At 72.5% G+C, this 16,258-nt stretch carries 17 protein-coding genes and 1 tRNA gene; 8 read left to right on the top strand and 10 right to left on the bottom strand.

The features are described 5' to 3' along the window. Positions 1–4: 4 nt before the first annotated feature. Together D1648_RS04360 and D1648_RS04355 are read left to right on the top strand one after the other, a co-directional pair. Positions 5–1,156, top strand: a complete 1,152-nt coding sequence (locus D1648_RS04360) for a mannitol-1-phosphate 5-dehydrogenase (RefSeq protein WP_122939589.1) — start codon at positions 5–7, stop codon at positions 1,154–1,156. Positions 1,157–1,214: 58 nt separating this feature from the next. Continuing rightward, on the top strand, positions 1,215–1,487 hold the full coding sequence (locus tag D1648_RS04355) for an HPr family phosphocarrier protein (RefSeq protein WP_122939588.1): 273 nt from the start codon (positions 1,215–1,217) through the stop codon (positions 1,485–1,487). Positions 1,488–1,630: 143 nt separating this feature from the next. Here the strand turns inward: D1648_RS04355 and ptsP are convergent, their stop codons facing one another. Beyond that, positions 1,631–3,349 (bottom strand): phosphoenolpyruvate--protein phosphotransferase, encoded by a 1,719-nt coding sequence (ptsP, locus tag D1648_RS04350; RefSeq protein ID WP_122940235.1) that lies wholly within the window; start codon positions 3,347–3,349, stop codon positions 1,631–1,633. A gap of 231 nt (positions 3,350–3,580) precedes the next feature. Between ptsP and D1648_RS04345 the strand changes: the two genes are divergently transcribed. Beyond that, a complete protein-coding gene (locus tag D1648_RS04345) occupies positions 3,581–4,375 on the top strand; it encodes a DUF1684 domain-containing protein (RefSeq protein ID WP_122939587.1) in 795 nt (264 codons plus the stop codon). A gap of 13 nt (positions 4,376–4,388) precedes the next feature. On the opposite strand, the gene D1648_RS04340 is transcribed toward D1648_RS04345, so the two are convergent. The 5 genes from D1648_RS04340 to D1648_RS04320 form a co-directional block, all read right to left on the bottom strand. Beyond that, positions 4,389–4,476 (bottom strand) — tRNA-Ser (locus D1648_RS04340). Between the two features lie 36 nt (positions 4,477–4,512). Beyond that, entirely contained in the window at positions 4,513–5,085 is a 573-nt protein-coding gene (locus D1648_RS04335) for a hypothetical protein (RefSeq protein ID WP_122939586.1), read from the bottom strand. A gap of 123 nt (positions 5,086–5,208) precedes the next feature. Beyond that, on the bottom strand, positions 5,209–5,925 hold the full coding sequence (locus D1648_RS04330; RefSeq protein WP_122939585.1) for a hypothetical protein: 717 nt from the start codon (positions 5,923–5,925) through the stop codon (positions 5,209–5,211). Between the two features lie 12 nt (positions 5,926–5,937). Continuing rightward, positions 5,938–6,822 (bottom strand): ABC transporter ATP-binding protein, encoded by an 885-nt coding sequence (locus D1648_RS04325; RefSeq protein ID WP_122939584.1) that lies wholly within the window; start codon positions 6,820–6,822, stop codon positions 5,938–5,940. Beyond that, on the bottom strand, positions 6,819–7,178 hold the full coding sequence (locus tag D1648_RS04320; protein WP_122939583.1) for a GntR family transcriptional regulator: 360 nt from the start codon (positions 7,176–7,178) through the stop codon (positions 6,819–6,821). The genes D1648_RS04325 and D1648_RS04320 overlap by 4 nt, the downstream gene beginning before the upstream one ends. Positions 7,179–7,317: 139 nt before the next feature. On the opposite strand from D1648_RS04320, the gene D1648_RS04315 reads away from it, so the two are divergent. The 3 genes from D1648_RS04315 to D1648_RS04305 are packed head-to-tail and all read left to right on the top strand — an operon-like array spanning position 7,318 to position 9,583. Further along, complete coding sequence (locus D1648_RS04315) at positions 7,318–8,295, top strand: MDR family oxidoreductase (RefSeq protein ID WP_122939582.1); 978 nt, start codon at positions 7,318–7,320, stop codon at positions 8,293–8,295. 44 nt (positions 8,296–8,339) lie between these two features. Then, positions 8,340–9,320, top strand: coding sequence for an NAD(P)H-quinone oxidoreductase (locus D1648_RS04310; RefSeq protein ID WP_164518619.1), 981 nt, complete (start codon positions 8,340–8,342; stop codon positions 9,318–9,320). After that, on the top strand, positions 9,317–9,583 hold the full coding sequence (locus D1648_RS04305; RefSeq protein ID WP_122939580.1) for a hypothetical protein: 267 nt from the start codon (positions 9,317–9,319) through the stop codon (positions 9,581–9,583). Before D1648_RS04310 ends, D1648_RS04305 begins: the two co-directional genes overlap by 4 nt. A 50-nt stretch (positions 9,584–9,633) precedes the next feature. Here the strand turns inward: D1648_RS04305 and D1648_RS04300 are convergent, their stop codons facing one another. Next, complete coding sequence (locus D1648_RS04300; RefSeq protein ID WP_122939579.1) at positions 9,634–10,497, bottom strand: HAD family hydrolase; 864 nt, start codon at positions 10,495–10,497, stop codon at positions 9,634–9,636. A 94-nt stretch (positions 10,498–10,591) separates the two neighbouring features. After that, a complete protein-coding gene (serS, locus tag D1648_RS04295; RefSeq protein ID WP_122939578.1) occupies positions 10,592–11,863 on the bottom strand; it encodes a serine--tRNA ligase in 1,272 nt (423 codons plus the stop codon). Between the two features lie 50 nt (positions 11,864–11,913). Here serS and D1648_RS04290 point away from each other — a divergent pair, with 50 nt between their 5' ends. Then, a complete protein-coding gene (locus tag D1648_RS04290; RefSeq protein ID WP_122939577.1) occupies positions 11,914–13,074 on the top strand; it encodes a diacylglycerol kinase family protein in 1,161 nt (386 codons plus the stop codon). Between the two features lie 82 nt (positions 13,075–13,156). Further along, positions 13,157–14,695, top strand: a complete 1,539-nt coding sequence (locus tag D1648_RS04285) for a right-handed parallel beta-helix repeat-containing protein (RefSeq protein ID WP_122939576.1) — start codon at positions 13,157–13,159, stop codon at positions 14,693–14,695. 14 nt (positions 14,696–14,709) lie between these two features. Here the strand turns inward: D1648_RS04285 and D1648_RS04280 are convergent, their stop codons facing one another. Beyond that, on the bottom strand, positions 14,710–15,249 hold the full coding sequence (locus tag D1648_RS04280; protein WP_122939575.1) for a YdeI/OmpD-associated family protein: 540 nt from the start codon (positions 15,247–15,249) through the stop codon (positions 14,710–14,712). A gap of 1 nt (position 15,250) precedes the next feature. Next, entirely contained in the window at positions 15,251–16,228 is a 978-nt protein-coding gene (pheA, locus tag D1648_RS04275; protein ID WP_122939574.1) for a prephenate dehydratase, read from the bottom strand. Positions 16,229–16,258 lie beyond the last annotated feature (30 nt).

Here is a 16,258-nt window from a genome sequence, read left to right as displayed (position 1 = left end):
CGCGATGAAGGCAGTGCACTTCGGCGCAGGGAACATCGGCCGCGGCTTCGTGGGGCTGCTGCTGCACGAGGCCGGCTTCGAGGTGGTGTTCTCCGACGTCGCCGCGCCGCTCGTCCAGGCGCTGCAGGACGCGGATTCGTACACGGTCACCACCGTCGGCCAGAACCCGACCAGCACGGTCGTGGACGGCTTCCAGGCGATCAACTCGAACGAGGACCCGGAGGCGCTGGCCGGCGAGATCGCCTCGGCGGACATGGTCACCACCGCCGTCGGCGCGCGGATCCTGCCCTTCGTCGCCCCGCACATCGCCGCCGGCATCGCGGCGCGTCCCGAGGGTGCGCCGCGCCTGGCGGTGCTCGCGTGCGAGAACGCGATCAATGCGACGGACCTGCTCGAGGCCGAAGTGCGCGGGGCCTACCAGGGCGAGGACCTCGATGAGAAGGCGCTGTTCGCGAACACGGCGGTGGACCGCATCGTCCCGGTCCAGGCCGGCGGCGCGGGCCTGGACGTCACGGTCGAGGACTTCCACGAGTGGGCCGTCGAGCGCGGCCCCTTCGAGGGCACCGAGCCCGAGGTCCCGGGGATCACCTGGGTGGACAGCCTCGGCCCGTACATCGAGCGGAAGCTGTTCACCGTGAACACCGGCCATGCGACCACCGCCTGGCACGGCGCCCGCGCCGGCCATGCCACGATCTCCGAGTCGATCGCCGATCCGGAGGTCGCCGCGCAGGTCACGGCCGTGCTGGAGGAGACCTCCTCGCTGCTGGTGGCCAAGCACGGCTTCGCCGAGGAGGAGATGGCGGCCTATCGCACGAAGGTGCTGGGCCGCTTCGCGAACACCTCCCTGCCGGACCCGGTGGAGCGCGTGGGCCGTGCCCCGCTGCGCAAGCTCTCCCGCGAGGACCGCATCATCGGCCCCGCCGCCGAGCTCGCCGAACGGGGCCTGGATCACGAGGCGCTGCTGGACGCGCTCTCGGCCGCTCTCGTGTTCACCCCGGCCGGGGACGAGGAGGTCGACCGCCTGCAGGAGATCCTCGCCTCCTCGGACCCGGACGCCGCGACCGCGGAGATCACCGGCCTCGACCCCTCCCACCCCCTGTACACCGAGGTGCGCGAGAGGATCGCCTCCCCGGTATATTCGCGTCACGCCGACTGACGTCGACCCCGACACGCCCCCGCAGCCCGCGGGGCCACCTGATCGAAAGGCATCCACCATGGCAGAGCGCACCGTCACCATCGCCAGCGCCTCCGGGCTCCACGCCCGACCCGCCGGCATCTTCGCCCAGGCCGCCGCGCAGCAGCCGGCCACCGTCACCATCGAGAAGGCCGGCGGCAGCGCCGTGCAGGCCTCGAGCATGCTCATGCTCATGACCCTCGGTGCCGGCCACGGCGACGAGGTGACCCTGAAGGCCGAGGGCGAGGGCGCCGAGGAGTCGGTCAACGCTCTCGCGGACCTGCTCGAGAAGGATCTCGACGCCGAGGAGTGAGCGGACGGCGGCGACCGTGGCCCCGCCGCCGACACCCCGCACGCATGCACCGAGACCACCGTTCTCCCCGGGATTCCCGAGGGAACGGTGGTCTCGGCGTTCGTGCCCCGGCGCGGCGCGGCGCGGCGCGGCGCGGCCGCGGCTCAGAGCCCCAGCTCGCCCAGGATCGGCAGGTTCGCGCGCGCGATCGACACCGCGTCCTCGGAGGTGCGGGCCGCGAGCACCTGGGCCGCGAGGTCCTTCGCCTGCTCGAGGGTGACGGTCGAGAGCACCTTCGCGACCGCCGGCAGGGAGCGCGGGGTCATCGACAGCGAGTTCACGCCGAGGCCGACGAGCACCACCGCGAGGCCGGGATCGCCCGCCGCCTCGCCGCACACGCCGACGGGCCGGTTCGCGCTCTCGCCGAAGGCGTCGGGATCGCCGCCGGCGGTGCGGGCACCGTCGCAGGTGGCCTTCACCAGCGCGAGCACGGCCGGCTGCCAGGGCGAGTTCAGGTGCGCGAGGGAGCCGAGCTGGCGGTCGGCGGCCATCGTGTACTGGGTGAGGTCGTTGGTGCCGATCGAGGCGAAGTCGCACTCGGTGAGGTGGCGGTCGGCGATGATCGCGGCCGACGGGGTCTCGACCATGATCCCGGCGGGTGCGAGGTCCCGTTCCCGGCACAGGGCCACGAAGTCCTCGGTCTCGTCGACCGTCGCGATCATCGGCGCCATCACCCAGGGCTTCGCCTCGGTGGTCCGCGCCGCCGCGGCGATCGCGTCGAGCTGGTTGGTCAGCACCGAGCGCTTCTCCCAGGAGGTGCGATAGGCGCGCACGCCGAGCGCCGGGTTCGGCTCGTCGGCGTCGGTGAGGAAGGGCAGGGGCTTGTCGGCGCCCGCGTCGATCGTGCGCACCACGACCTTCTTGCCCGGGAAGTGGGCGAAGGCGGCCTCGTAGGCGGCGGTCTGCTCCTCCACATCGGGCTCGTCCTCCCGGTCCAGGAACAGGAACTCGGTGCGGAACAGGCCCACCCCGTCGGCATGCGCGGCGGCGGCCTTCTCGGCATCCGCGGCTCCGCCGATGTTGGCGAGCAGCTGCACGCGGGTGCCGTCGGCGAGGACCCCTCCCCCGCCCTCGTAGGTCAGGGGATGGCGCTGCAGCTCCGCCCACGCCTCGGCGTAGCGCTGGTGCTCCTCGGTGACCTCGTCGGTGATGGTCCCGAGCCCGGCGTCGATGAACACCTCGGTGCCGTCGGAGAACTCGTGGATGCCCTTCGCGGCGACGATCGCGGGCAGGCCCAGCTGGCGGGCGAGGATCGCGGTGTGGGACTGGGGGCCGCCATCGGAGGTGACCAGCGCGATCACCCGCTCGGGGTCGAGGGTCGCGGTGTCGGCGGGGGCGAGGTCGATCGCGGTGAGCACGAAGGGCTCGTCGACCTCCGGGATGCCGGGGGCCTGCTCCCCGCGCAGCTCGGCGACGATCCGGGCGCGCACGTCGCGCACGTCGGTGGCGCGCTCGGCCATGTACCCGCCGAGCCCCTCGAGCATCGAGGCGACCTGGTCCCCGGCCTCCCAGACGGCGCGCTCGGCGCTCTTGCCGCCGGAGAGGACGAGCCCCTGCGCGGTCTGGGTGAGGGAGGGATCCGCCGCCATCTGCGCGGTCGCCTCGAGGATCTTCTTCCCCTCGCCGCTCGCGCGCTCGGCGAGACGGGTGAGGGTGGCCTGCACGGCGGCGGCCGCGGCGGGGATCCGCTCGGACTCGGCCTGCGCATCGGCGCCTGCGGCGAGCACGGCCTCGGCGGGCGGCTCGGCGACCGGCGGGGCCATCGTGCGGATGGTGCCGATCACCCGTCCGGGGCTCACTGCCACTCCTGTGTACTGCGCCATCGTCGTCATCTCCTCGATAGGGCCGCCTGCTCCTGGTGGCGCACATGCTACGCGCCGCGGCACCGTCGCAGACCTGTGGAGGTCCCCGGCGGAGATGACCGACAGGTCAGCTCGCGGAGCCGGGCGAGGTCGACGACGTCGGCGGATGACCGCAGATGACAGGGCCCTCGACGCGCGCTGCCGGCGGGTGGAGACTGCCCCTGACGCACCGGACACGGAGGAGAGACCGCTATGACCGCATCCGCCCCCGAGGACCTCCTCGCCTTCCGCACCCGCCGCGAGAGCGAGCTCGCCGCACCCCACGGGGTCCTCTCCCAGGTGGGCCTGCACTGGGTCGATCCCGCCGACGGCGCGCACGCGATCGACGGACTGCCGGGCACGTGGCGGCGGGAGGACGAGGTGCTCGAGGTCGGCTGGGAAGGCGAGGCTCTCGAGTTGCTGGCCGACGCACCCGAGGCCCTGGTCGAACGCCACGGGGGCAACACCCTCGTCAGGGTCGGTGCGGCCGGGGACGTGCGCCTGGCCCGTTTCGGGCAGGACGTGCAGATCGACGTGATCCGCCGCGGGGACCGGATCGGGCTGCGGGTGCTGGACCCGTCGGCCCCGCGCCGCACCGGCTTCGAGGGCGTGCCCGTCTTCGACCATGACCCGGACCTGGTGCTGACCGGGCGGTTCACCCCGCAGCCGCAGGAGGTGACGGTCGGCTCGTTCCTGCCGTGGCTCTCCTCGCGCCTGCCCTCCCCCGGTCTCGCGGTGTTCGAGATCGCCGGGCGCGAGGTGGAGCTCGTCGTCACCGGGGCCTCGACCCTGATCTTCACCGACGAGACCTCGGGCACCGAGAGCGCGGACTGGCGCCAGGTCCCGGCCCGGATCGACGGGGACCGGGTCGAGGTGGACCTGAACCGGTCGCTGAACTTCCCCTCCGCCTTCAGCGTCTGGGCCACCTGCCCGCGCCCGCCGGCGGGGAACCACCTGCCCCTCGCCGTCCGTGCCGGCGAGCGACGGGTGGAGCCGACGGAGCGGTGAACTCGCAGGTCAGCGGAGGGTGCGGGATTCGAACCCGCGGTACAGGGTCACTGCACAATGGTTTTCAAGACCATCTCATTCGGCCGCTCTGACAACCCTCCCGGCGCCGAGGCGCCCCCGGGAGTCTACCGTCGCGCTCAGGCAGCTCCAGCCTGCTCGGCGTACTGGTCCACGAACGCGACCGTGTCCTCGAGGCTGATCTCCTCGGGGATCGCGGTCACGGTGATCACTCCGTCCTCGGTGCGCTGGTAGCAGACGATCGAGGAGCCCGACTCGTTCGTCCCGCAGCTGCCCGTGCCGGCAGGGGCGTTGTCCGTCGCGATCTCCTCGGCGAGGGTCTCGTACTCGGAGGAGAGCACCGTGGAGTCGACGCTGATGAGGATGCTCTCCTCGGCGTGGGAGTACATGTGGGCCGGCCCGCTGCCGTCCATCAGCGAGAACTCGCCGACCTCCTGCGGCGGATCGGCCACCGCCTCGGCGGGGATCACGGCGTTCTCCGCCGCGGGCCCGCCGACGGTGGCCTCGGGCTCCTCGGCGGCCGGCTCCCCGCCCCCGTCGGATACCTCCTCGGGCGCGTCCTCACGGACGGTGTCCTCGGCGGCCGTCGGGGCGGGATCCTGGGCAGGAGCGTCCTCGGCCCCTCCCCCGCAGGCCGCCAGCGGGAGAGTCGACAGGGCGAGGGCGGACAGGAGCAGCGCGGTCTTCCGCATCGGGATGATCTTCCTCCGTCAGATGGGATGTGCTCTCCGCACCATAGGCTCTCACCAGGAAAGATGCCCTCCGTCTCGACCACAGGGACGACCCTGCCCGCGTCGAGCACCGCTCCCCGCCGGTCAGCGGGTCTGGGTGCGCCGTACGAGCAGCAGCCAGATCCCGGCGGACGCCGCGCCGATCACCGCGATCACGGCCATCCACGGCCCCCAGCTCATGGTGAGCAGTTCCAGCAGGCCGCGCCCGAACCCGTCGAGGAGGACGATCCCGGCCAGGATCGCGACGGCGAGCATGGAGAGCACCGCCCCGGCGATCCACAGGAACGGCTGGCCGAACCGCAGGTAGGCCGCGGTGATCGCGGCGCCCAGGAACAGCACGCCGAGGATCAGCAGGAAGGTCTGGACCAGGGTCTGCCAGGCAGGTCCGGTGCCGGTGTAGAAGACGTCGAAGAAGCGGATCTGCAGCCCGAACCCGCCGGTCGCGACCTCGATGATCTTCCCGAACGTGATCACCGCGGAGTAGACGGCCGCGTTGCCGAGGAAGACGAGGCTCACCCCGGTCGCGAACTCCCGGCGGGTCAGCCCCAGGCCGAGGGCGAGGGGGAAGTACTGCCCCATCGAGGTGAAGCCGTAGCCGATCATGGGCCCGAGCACGGCGAAGATCGCGCCGTTCCAGGTCATCCCCTCGTACATGCCGGCCCGGGCGTCCGGCCCCTGGCTGCCGACGATGGCGCCGATGGCGAGGACCAGCAGGAGCGAGAGGGCGCCCACGACGGGCGGCCACCCGAAGGCCTGCATGCGGTTGACGACGTGCATGTCGATGACGCTGCGATATCTCACGGCGAGGTCCTCTCAGGAGATCGCCGCGGTCTGCTCCACGGCGGTGTTCGTGCGGTGGACGATGTAGTTCTGCAGGGACACGGGCGCCACCTGCAGCCCGGCGGCACGAGCACGCTCCGCGCGCCCCCGGTCCGCGTGGACGGCGGCGGTGGCGAGCGCGCCGATCTCCTGGAGATGCAGCAGATCCGCGTCGCCGACGAACTCGCGCACCTCCTCGGCGCGACCGGAGACCTCGATCGCCGCGGCCTGCAGCTCCTCGGCCTCCGCGTCGATCACGACCCGACCGCCATCCAGCAGCACCACGTGCTCGAGGAGGTTGGAGACCTCGTCGATGTGGTGCGTGGACAGGATCACCGTGCGGGGATGCTCGGCGAAGTCGGCCAGCAGCCGGTCGAAGAACAGTCGGCGCGCGACGGCGTCGAGCCCCAGGTAGGGCTCGTCGAAGAAGGTCACAGGGGCGCGCGAGGCGAGGCCGAGGATGATCCCCACGGCCGAGAGCTGGCCGCGCGAGAGCTTGGCGATGGGCCGCTTCTCGGGGAGTCGGAACTCGCCGATCAGCTCGCGGGCGAGCTCCCGGTCCCACGCGGGGTAGAGCCCCTCGGCGATGCGCAGCACGTCCCGGGGCCGGAACCCGTCGGGGTACTTCTGGCTCTCCTGGATGAAGCAGGTCCGTGCGAGCACGGAGGCGTTCTCCACGGGGGCCTCCCCGAGCACGCGCATCTGCCCGGAGGTGGCGAAGACCTGCCCGGTGAGCAGCTTCATCAGGGTGGTCTTGCCGGCGCCGTTGCGGCCGAGCAGGCCGTGGACGCGCCCCTCGTCGAGGTCGAGGTCGACGCCGTCGATCGCGGCGACGTCACGGAAATGCTTGGTCAGGGATCGGGTCTGGACGGCGGTCATCGGGGGGCCTCCTCGGTGAGCATGGTGATGAGCTCCTGGGTGGTGAGCCCCAGGTGGTCCGCCTCGCGCAGCAGCGGGGCGATGTAGGCCTGGCGGAAGTCCTCGCGGCGACGGCGCCGCACCAGGTCGGTGGCGCCGGGGGCGACGAACATCCCCACCCCGCGTCGCTTGACGAGCACGCCGGCGTCGGCGAGGCGGTTCAGGCCCTTGCCCGCGGTGGCGGGGTTGATGCGCAGGAAGGCGGCGAGCTCGTTGGTCGAGGGCACAGGGGTCTCCTCCGGGTAGGTGCCGTCGAGGACGCCGTCCTCGATCTGGTCCGCCACGGCGATGAAGAGGGGCTTCGACTCGTCGAGCACGAGGACCTCCGGTGTCGGCGCCGCGACCGCGGCTCATTGGTTCATTACCCCACTAATGAACCATGGAACCATTGGTCCGTCAAGGGATGCCGCGGCGTTAGGCTGGCCGGGCCCGGTCCCGCTACCCGGAGGAGCTCCCATGCGCGCGATCCTGATCGAGTCCGAGGGCGCGGCCCCGCGCCTGGTCGAGGACGCCGACGAGTCCCTGCTGGACGGCGAGGTCGCCCTGGACGTCGAGTTCTCCTCCCTGAACTACAAGGACGGGATGGCCCTGGCCGGGAAGGGCATCGCCCGCACCCATCCGCTGATCCCCGGCATCGACCTCGTCGGCACCGTGACCGAGTCCGCCGACGAGCGCTTCTCCTCCGGCGACGCGGTGGTCCTCAACGGCGACGGGATCGGCGAGTCCCGCCACGGCGGCTTCGCGACCCGTGCCCGGGTGCGACCGGATGCCCTGGTCCACCTCCCCTCCGCCCTGTCCACCCGCCGCGCTGCGGCGATCGGCACCGCCGGCTTCACCGCGATGCTCGCCGTGCTGCGCCTCGAGGACGCAGGCCTCGCCCCGGGGGACGGTGACGTGCTGGTCACCGGCGCCTCCGGCGGGGCCGGCTCGATCGCGATCGCGCTGCTGGCCGGTCGCGGCCATCGCGTGATCGCCTCAACCGGCCGCGGGCAGGAGCACGGCGAGTACTTGCGCTCCCTCGGCGCCGCGGAGATCCTCGACCGCCGCGAGCTCTCGGAGGAGCCGGGTCGTCCCCTGCAGTCCCAGCGCTTCACCGCCGCGATCGACGGAGTCGGCTCGACGACGCTCGCGAACGTCCTCGCGCAGACGGCCTGGGGCGGCACCGTCGCCGCCTACGGCCTCGCGCAGGGCCCCGACCTGCCCACCACCGTGCTGCCCTTCATCCTGCGCGGCGTGACCCTCGCGGGGATCAACTCGGTCGAGTGCCCCACGCCCCTGCGCGAACGGGCCTGGGCGGCGCTCGCCGCCGAGCTCGACCCGGCGCTGCTGGACTCGATGACCACCTCCGTCGGCCTCGCCGAGGCCCTGCCCGCCGCGGAGCGGATACTGGCCGGGGAGGTCCGCGGCCGCACCGTCGTCGAGGTGGGACGATGAGCGAGGACCCGACCACCGACCACTCCCGGAACGAGACGAGGACCATGCGCGCGATCACCATCGTCGGCCCGGGCGAGCTGCAGCTCGCCGAGCTGCCCGAACCTGTTCCCGGCCCCGGCGAGGTGCTCGTCGACGTGGTCGCCGCCGGCGTGAACCGCGCCGACCTGGCCCAGGCAGCGGGTCAGTACCCGCCGCCGCCCGGGGCCTCCGAGCTGCCGGGCCTCGAGGTCTCCGGCCGCCGCCGGGACACGGGCGAGGAGGTCGTGGCGCTGCTCGCCGGCGGCGGCTACGCCGAGGTCGTCGCCGTGCCGGAGGGGCAACTGCTGCCCGCCCCCGAGGGGATCGGGCTGATCGACGCGGCCGGAGTGGTCGAGGCGACCGCGACCGTCGTGTCGAACCTGGTGCTCGAGGCGGGTCTGCGCGAGGGCGAGACGGTGCTCGTCCACGGCGGCACGGGCGGGATCGGCACCGTCGCGATCCAGCTCGCCACGCACATGGACGCGCGGGTCCTGACGACCGTCGGCTCCGACGACGCGCTGCCGATCGTCGCGCAGCTCGGCGCCGCCGAGGCGTGGAACCGTCGCATCATCGACCTGCCGGCCGCGGTGCGGGAGGCGGGCGGCGCCGACGTCATCCTCGACATCGTCGGCGGCTCCGCCCTGCCCGACAACGTCTCGATGCTCAACGAGGGCGGGCGCCTGGTGATCATCGGGACGCTCGGCGGCGCGGAGGGCGAGCTGCCGATCGGGCAGCTGATGGGCAAGCGCGCCCGCGTGATCGGGTCGACGCTGCGCTCCCGCCCGGTGGAGAACAAGGCCGCGATCCTCGAGGCGACCCGCTACCTGGCCTGGCCGCTGCTGGCCTCCGGGCAGCTGCAGATCCCGATCCACGATCGCCTCCCGCTCGCGGAGGCCGCCCGGGCGCACGAGATCCTGCGCGCCGGCGGGCACCTCGGCAAGGTGATCCTGGAGGTCGGGGCACCGGCAGACGGGCACCGCCGCGGGAGGCGTCGCCGCAGCGCATGAGCGTGCTCGGCGCTCCGATGATCGGCGTGATGTGCCTCTGCTTCGCAGCGATCGTGCTGCCGGCGGTCGGGAAGCACCTCGCCTTCGTCGCGGTCCCGATCGGGGTGCTGTGCTTCATCCCGCTGATCATCTGCCGGCTGAGCTTCATCCCGATCCCCGACGCCGTCTACCCGAAATGGGCCCGTCCCATACGCCACGCCGACGAGCAGTCCGTGAAGGACGCCGACGCCTGGCTCCGCGCGCACCGTCAGCGTCACCCCTGAGTCAGCTCTCCGGACCGGCGGGCGCAGAACCGTGGCGGGGCCGCGCGCTCTCAGCGCTGGAGCCGCTCCAGCACCAGCACGGCACCGCCCTCGTGGATCGTGCCGGTGACGACGTCGGCGACGTCCTTGACGCCCTGCGGCGCCTGCCCCATCGCGACGCCGACCGACGCCCAGCTGAGCATCTCGGTGTCGTTGAAGCCGTCGCCGACGGTGACGGTCGCCTCCCGTGCGATGCCGAGCCGGGCGCGGATCCCCTCGAGCGCGCTCGCCTTGGAGATGCCGGGCGCCGCCATGTCCAGCCACGCCGTCCACCCGATCGAGTACTCGACGCCGTGCACCCCGGACTCGGCGATCACCTTCGAGAACTCCTGCGGGGAGAGGTCGGGGACGTGGACGACCACGCGCACCGCCTCGAGCTCCATCAGGTCGTCGAGCGCGGTCTCGGTCGCCTCCACGCCGAAGCTCGCGTCCTGGAACCCCTCGGTCGAATGGAATCCGCCGTCGGCCGTCTCGACTGCGTAGTGCGCATCGGGGGCGACCTCGCGCAGGGTGCGCAGGGCGTGGCCCGGCTGGAAGGCGCGGGTGTCGACGATGCGATGCCCGTCCTCCGCCTCGGGGCTCATCTGCACGGTCACCGCACCGTTGGAGCAGACGGCGTAGCCGCTGGTGATCCCGGCGGCCTCGACGATCGGCAGGGTCGCACCCACGGAGCGGCCGGTGGCGATGACGACGGTGTGCTCGGTCGCGGCACGCACCAGCGCCTCGCGCATCGCGGGGGTCATCCGCCCGTCGTGGTCGACGAGGGTGCCGTCGACGTCGAGGCCGATCAGCAGCGCCTTCCCGTCGAGCCGGTCGAGGTGCGCGGCCAGGCGCTCCCGGGCGGCGGGGTCGGCGGTCGCGGTGGAGGTGCTCATGCGCGGCAGTGTGCCATCGGCCCCCGACGATACGGTGAACCGGCGGTGACGAAGAGCGTCGCGCAGCCTCTGGAGAGGGCGGGGGAAGGACATCTCAGGCAGCGCCGCCCGCGAGCTCGAAGACCTCGCGCCCGCCGAGATAGGGCCGCAGCCCCTCCGGCACCACGACGGAGCCGTCGGGGCGCTGGTGGTTCTCGAGGATCGCGGCGATGAACCGGGTGGTGCCGAGAGTGCCGTTCAGCGTCGCGACCGGGCGCAGGCCGTCCTCGGTGCGCTCGCGGATGTCGAGCCGGCGCGCCTGGAACTGGGTGGTGTTCGAGGTGGAGGTCAGCTCGCGGTAGGTGCTCTGGCTGGGCATCCACGCCTCGCAGTCGTACTTGCGGGCGGCGGAGGTGCCGAGGTCGCCGGCGGCGGTGTCGATGATGCGGTAGGGCACGTCGATCCGCGCCATCATCTCCCGCTCCCAGTCCAGCAGCCGCTCGTGCTCCTCGTAGGAGTCCTCGATCCGGCAGTAGGAGAACATCTCGACCTTGTGGAACTGGTGCACGCGGATGATGCCGCGGGTGTCCTTGCCGTAGCTGCCGGCCTCGCGGCGGTAGCAGGCGCTCCAGCCGGCATAGCGGATCGGCCCGTCGGACAGGTCGAGGATCTCGCCCTTGTGGTAGCCGGCGAGCGCCACCTCGGAGGTGCCGACGAGGTAGAGGTCGTCGCCCTTGTCGAGGTGGTAGACCTCGTCGGCGTGCTCGCCGAGGAAGCCGGTGCCCTCCATCGACTCGGGCAGCACCAGGGTGGGGGTGATCATCGGCGTGAACCCGGCCTTCGTGGCCTGGTCGATCGCGGAGTTCAGGATCGCGAGCTCGAGCTGCGCGCCGACGCCGCGCAGGAAGTAGAAGCGGGCGCCGGAGACCTTCGCGCCGCGCGCCATGTCGATCGCCTGCAGGCCCTCGGCGATCTCGAGGTGATCCTTGATCGCGAAGTCGAAGCTCGGGATCTCGCCGACGGTCTCGCGGACGACGAAGTCCTCCTCGAGCCCCTCGGGCGCACCCTCGGCGAGGTTCGGGATCTCGCGCAGCGCGGCGTCGCGGGCGGCGAGCGCCTCGCCCGTCTCGCCCTCGAGCCGCTTCACATCGGCGGACAGCTGCTTCACCTCGGCCAGCAGCGCCTGCTTCTCCTCGCCCTTCGCCTGCGCGACCTTCTTGCCGAAGGACTTCTGCTCGGCGCGCGCGGACTCGTAGGCGGCGGTGGTCTCGCGCCAGCGCGCATCGGCCTCGAGCACCGCGTCGACGGTGGACTCGTCGCGCCTCCGGGCCCGCTGGGCCGCTCGGACGACGTCGGGATTCTCGCGCAGGAGCCGCAGATCGATCATTGCTCCAGGGTACCTGCGCGCGCGGGCACCCCTGCCAGTAGTCTGGGCGGATGGATCTGACCCTCCTCGTGCTGAGCATCGTCTCGGTGGTCACCACGATCGTCGCCATCGTGCTGCTGGTGGTGGTGCTGAGCCGGCTGGGCCGTCATCGACGGGAGCTGGCCGTGCTGCGCACCGCCGCCGACGCGAGGGCGGGCGAGCGCGAGCACCCGCCGTCGGGCGAACCTGCGGGGATCGGGGCCGGCACCGGTCGCCTGCGCCGGATCGCGGTGGTGCTGAACCCCTCGAAGTTCGCCAGCACCGCGGCGTTCCGCCGGCAGATCTCCGACGTGATCGAGCGGGTCGAGGGCGCCGAGACCGTGTTCTACGAGACCACGATCGACGATCCCGGGCGCGGGCAGGCACGGCAGGCGGTCGCCGACGGCGCGGACCTCGTCATGGCCGCGGGCGGCGACGGCACCGTGCGGATGGTCGCCGCAGAGCTCGCCGGCACCGACACCCGCATGGGCATCATCCCCTCCGGCACCGGGAACCTCCTGGCACGCAACATCGACCTCCCGCTCGAGGACCCCGCCGCCGCGATGGTCGCCGCCCTCACGGGGAAGGACCACCAGGTGGATGTCGGCTGGCTGCGGTTCGGGGACTCCCCCGGCGCCGCGCTCGCCGCGCCCCGGCAGATCTTCCTCGTGATCGCCGGCTTCGGCGCCGACGCCGAGATGATCGGGTACACGGACCCTCGGATGAAGAAGCGCATCGGCTGGATCGCATACATCCTCGGCGGGGTCCGCACCGTGCTGGGTCGTTCCGTCGACGTGGTCGTCGAGCTGCCCGACGAGTCGCGTCACGCGCACAAGGCCCGCACCGTGCTGCTGGGCAACGTCGGCAGGCTGCCCGGCGGGTTCGTGCTGATGCCCGATGCGACGATCGACAACGGACGGCTCGAGGTCGTCGTGGCCGGCTGGCGCGGCGCCGCGGGGTTCAGCCAGGTCGCCACCCAGGTGATCAACCCGAAGCTGGTGCCGAAGGTGGGCCCGAAGCTGTCCACGATGGAGCGCTATCTGACCCCCGGCGTGCGGGTGACCACCACCAAGGCGCAGCCCGTGCAGCTCGACGGGGACACGGACATCGCGGCCACGCATCTCATCGCGACCGTCGATCCGGGCGTGCTGCGACTGCGCGTCCCGGAGGGCACCGACCCCTCGCGGGCGTGAGCTGACGGCCGGGCTGCGGAGACCCGTCGGTAAGGTCTGAGAGCCCTTCATTCGCCTCGTCGGCACGGCTAGGATCCGCCTCATGGGCACCGTGAACCCCGACTCCTCCCGCCCCTCCCGGCGACGGCTCCTCGGCACCGCCGCTGTGACCGGCGGCGTCGCGGCCGTGCTCGCCGCCGCGGGCAGCAGCGAGGCGGAGACCCCCACCGCCGCGGACCCCTCCCCGGCCGATCCCGTCGACCTCCCGACCACGGACGGCGCTCCGGAGAGCGCCTCCGCCGAGGCCGGGCTCGACCGCGTCCACACCCCGGAGGAGTTCGGCGCCGTCGGCGACGGGGTGAACGACGACACCGCCGCGCTGCAGGCCGCGATCGATGCGGTGCGCGAGGAGGGCGTCGGCACCGTGGAGCTGCGCCGTGACGCCGTGTATCTCGTCTCGAGCGTCGACATCCAGCACGGCCTGACCCTCGAGGGCAACGGGGCTCGCATCCTCCGCCCCGCCGGCCACGAGAACGGGGTGCGGACCCTCACCACCCAGCACCGGCCGGCGCAGACCGCGCAGGAGCACGCCCGGGCGATCGTGCTGCGGAACCTCACGGTCGACGGCGCGATCCAGGAGCAGGGCGCCTTCCGCGCCTACGAGCAGGAGCAGTCCTCGCTGATCTTCCTCAACGGCCAGAAGGACACCCCGCACCGCCAGGTCGTGGAGATCGCGGACGTGACGGTCATGAACTCGGTCTCCGACGGCATCCACCTGTGGACCGCCACCGACGCCACGATCACGAACCTGCGTGGGGTGGACTGCTTCCGCGGCGGGCTGACGATCACCGGCGGGGACAACCGGGTGCGCCTGCGCGGCTACCGGGGCGGGGGCGAGTTCACCGGCGCCCACATCGACATCGAGCTCGACACCCTCTCCAACGGCCGCTTCCACGGCGACTTCGAGATCGACGACGCGATCGTCGAGGACGGCCCGCACACCCGCCCCACCGACATCGAGTGCGGGGACGGCGGGCGCGCCGTCATCACCGACAGCGCCTTCCGCTCGGGGTTCACGATGATGGGCCTGAACGGCACGATCGAGGTCACCGACTGCGAGCTGCACGGCAAGGACGGCTCCGAGGGGATCGTGCCGCGCGTGGTCCATCGCGGCGACGACGTCACCTTCACCCGCTGCGACTTCCGCGCCCACGGCACCCGCGTCGGTACCCCGAGAGCCGAGATCCTCGCCGGGGTGCGGATCCAGCAGACCTACTCCTTCGACGCCGCCGCGCTGAACAACCCCCGCCGGGTCGTCTTCGACCGCTGCACCTTCTCGCCCGCCGCGGCGGAGGGCACGAACGACGGCGGCGAGCCGGTCGTGGGGATCTGGGTGGCCGGAGCCGCCCCGTCGGCGGGGCAGGTGATCGTGCGCGACAGCTCCTTCGGTCAGGGCCTCGATCACGCCGTCGACCTCACGCTCGGCGGGCGCCTGGTGCTCGAGGGCACCAACCGCATCGACTCGCCGCTCGGCTTCCTCGTGGGCAGCCTCCCGCCCGGAGACCGCCGCTTCGTGATCGAGGAGAACGGCTCGCTCGAGGCAGGGCCGCACAACGACGAGATGTGGCGGCGCGGCGGCTGACGGAACAGCGCTGCTCAGTCACGCAGCTTGCCGCTGCGGGCGAGCTCCGGATCGGTGCAGGAGGAGAGGTCGAAGCAGCAGGGGCGGCGCGAGCCGGCTCGGAGCTTGTCGATCGAGACGTCGACCCGCTTCGCGCGGGTCTCCTCGCTGCGGGTCGCGCCGATCCAGCGCACCCATTCCCAGCGCGCCATCGGGGTCAGAGACGGCCACGTCCCGGCGAGGTCGTCGGCGCTCTCGAGCGCGTCGGCGAGGTCGTCGGGGACCTCCGGCTCCGGCCAGTCCTTCGTGGTGGTGAGGGTGAACTCGACCTCGCCGCCCTCGCGCAGGTCGAGGTCGCGGACCAGCTGCGCGGGCAGGTCCAGCCAGTGCCCACGGCGCCCGTCGGGCTCGACGACGGCGTCGCGCTCATGCCCGCCGAGCACGGCGTGGACGGCGACCTGACCGCGGGAGGGCAGCTGCGCGCTGGCCTCCTGGGGCAGCGGCAGGATCAGCCGCTCGTCGATCGCGCGCACTGCGGCGGTGCCGGTGACGGTGACGGGGGCCTTGGGTGCCATCTCAGATCTCCGTGGTCGGATCGGTGGGGGTGATCATGCCGGCCAGACGCTCGAGCCACACATGGGCCTCGTCGTAGGCGTGATCGGCGTAGTCCTCGCGCACCTCGGTGGAGCCGCCGTCGGTGCGAGGGTAGGAGCCCAGGTAGTGCACGACGGGGCAGAGCCGGTGCAGGGAGCGCAGGGCAGCGGCGACGCGGCGGTCCTCGATGTGCCCCTCGAGGTCGAGGGAGAAGGAGTACCTGCCCAGGAAGTCGCCGATCGGGCGCGACTCGATCCGGGACATGTTCACGCCGTTGGAGCCGAGGATCTCGAGCGCCTCGAGGAGCGCGCCGGAGCGGTTGTGCGGCAGCTGGATCACGACGGTGGTCTTGTCGGTGCCGGTGCGGGCGGGGATCCTGCCCTCGCGGGTGACGAGCACGAAGCGGGTGATCGCACCGGCGTGGTCCTCGATGCCCTCGGCGAGGACGGCGAGGCCGAAGTGCTCGGCGGCCAGCGGGGAGCAGACGGCGGCGCGGCCCCAGGCCTCGTCCTCGCTCATCGCGGCGAGGTCACGGGCCGCGGCGGCGGTCGACGAGGCGGCGGCGATGTGCGCGCCGGACACGTTCTCCCGCAGCCAGCCCTGCACCTGCGCCTGAGCGTGGGGGTGGGAGGAGACGGTGGTCAGCTGCTCGAGCGCGGTCTCCTCGCGGGCGGCGAGCACGAAGGTGATCTGCACGGTCTGCTCGGCGACGATGGTGATCGAGTCGGTCGCGGCGAGCACGTCGAGCGTGCCGGAGACACCGCCCTCGACGGAGTTCTCGATCGGCGCCATGAGCGCGTCGATCTCCCCGGCGAGCAGATCGGTGGTGGCGGTGGCGACCGAGGCGAAGGGCACCAGCTCGGGCTCCTCGGCGCGGAACTCCTCGGGGATCTCCGTGAGCGCCTGGAGGAGTGCCTGGTGGGTGAAGGTCGTCTCGGGACCGAGGAATCCGTACCGCATGGAGGGAAGGGTACTCGGGTGTACGCGCCG

The sequence above is a fragment of the Brachybacterium sp. EE-P12 genome (assembly GCF_003711805.1).
GTDB lineage: Bacteria > Actinomycetota > Actinomycetes > Actinomycetales > Dermabacteraceae > Brachybacterium.
The sequence above is the reverse complement of the archived record's forward strand: the minus strand, read 5'-3'. Positions and strand labels throughout refer to the sequence as shown.

Coding starts and splice junctions, on each gene's coding strand:
- D1648_RS04360 (WP_122939589.1), top strand. CDS start 5: ATGAAGGCAGTGCACTTCGGCGCAGGGAACATCGGCCGCGGCTTCGTG.
- D1648_RS04355 (WP_122939588.1), top strand. CDS start 1,215: ATGGCAGAGCGCACCGTCACCATCGCCAGCGCCTCCGGGCTCCACGCC.
- ptsP (WP_122940235.1), bottom strand. CDS start 3,349: ATGGCGCAGTACACAGGAGTGGCAGTGAGCCCCGGACGGGTGATCGGC.
- D1648_RS04345 (WP_122939587.1), top strand. CDS start 3,581: ATGACCGCATCCGCCCCCGAGGACCTCCTCGCCTTCCGCACCCGCCGC.
- D1648_RS04335 (WP_122939586.1), bottom strand. CDS start 5,085: ATGCGGAAGACCGCGCTGCTCCTGTCCGCCCTCGCCCTGTCGACTCTC.
- D1648_RS04325 (WP_122939584.1), bottom strand. CDS start 6,822: ATGACCGCCGTCCAGACCCGATCCCTGACCAAGCATTTCCGTGACGTC.
- D1648_RS04315 (WP_122939582.1), top strand. CDS start 7,318: ATGCGCGCGATCCTGATCGAGTCCGAGGGCGCGGCCCCGCGCCTGGTC.
- D1648_RS04310 (WP_164518619.1), top strand. CDS start 8,340: ATGCGCGCGATCACCATCGTCGGCCCGGGCGAGCTGCAGCTCGCCGAG.
- D1648_RS04305 (WP_122939580.1), top strand. CDS start 9,317: ATGAGCGTGCTCGGCGCTCCGATGATCGGCGTGATGTGCCTCTGCTTC.
- D1648_RS04300 (WP_122939579.1), bottom strand. CDS start 10,497: ATGAGCACCTCCACCGCGACCGCCGACCCCGCCGCCCGGGAGCGCCTG.
- serS (WP_122939578.1), bottom strand. CDS start 11,863: ATGATCGATCTGCGGCTCCTGCGCGAGAATCCCGACGTCGTCCGAGCG.
- D1648_RS04290 (WP_122939577.1), top strand. CDS start 11,914: ATGGATCTGACCCTCCTCGTGCTGAGCATCGTCTCGGTGGTCACCACG.
- D1648_RS04285 (WP_122939576.1), top strand. CDS start 13,157: ATGGGCACCGTGAACCCCGACTCCTCCCGCCCCTCCCGGCGACGGCTC.
- D1648_RS04280 (WP_122939575.1), bottom strand. CDS start 15,249: ATGGCACCCAAGGCCCCCGTCACCGTCACCGGCACCGCCGCAGTGCGC.
- pheA (WP_122939574.1), bottom strand. CDS start 16,228: ATGCGGTACGGATTCCTCGGTCCCGAGACGACCTTCACCCACCAGGCA.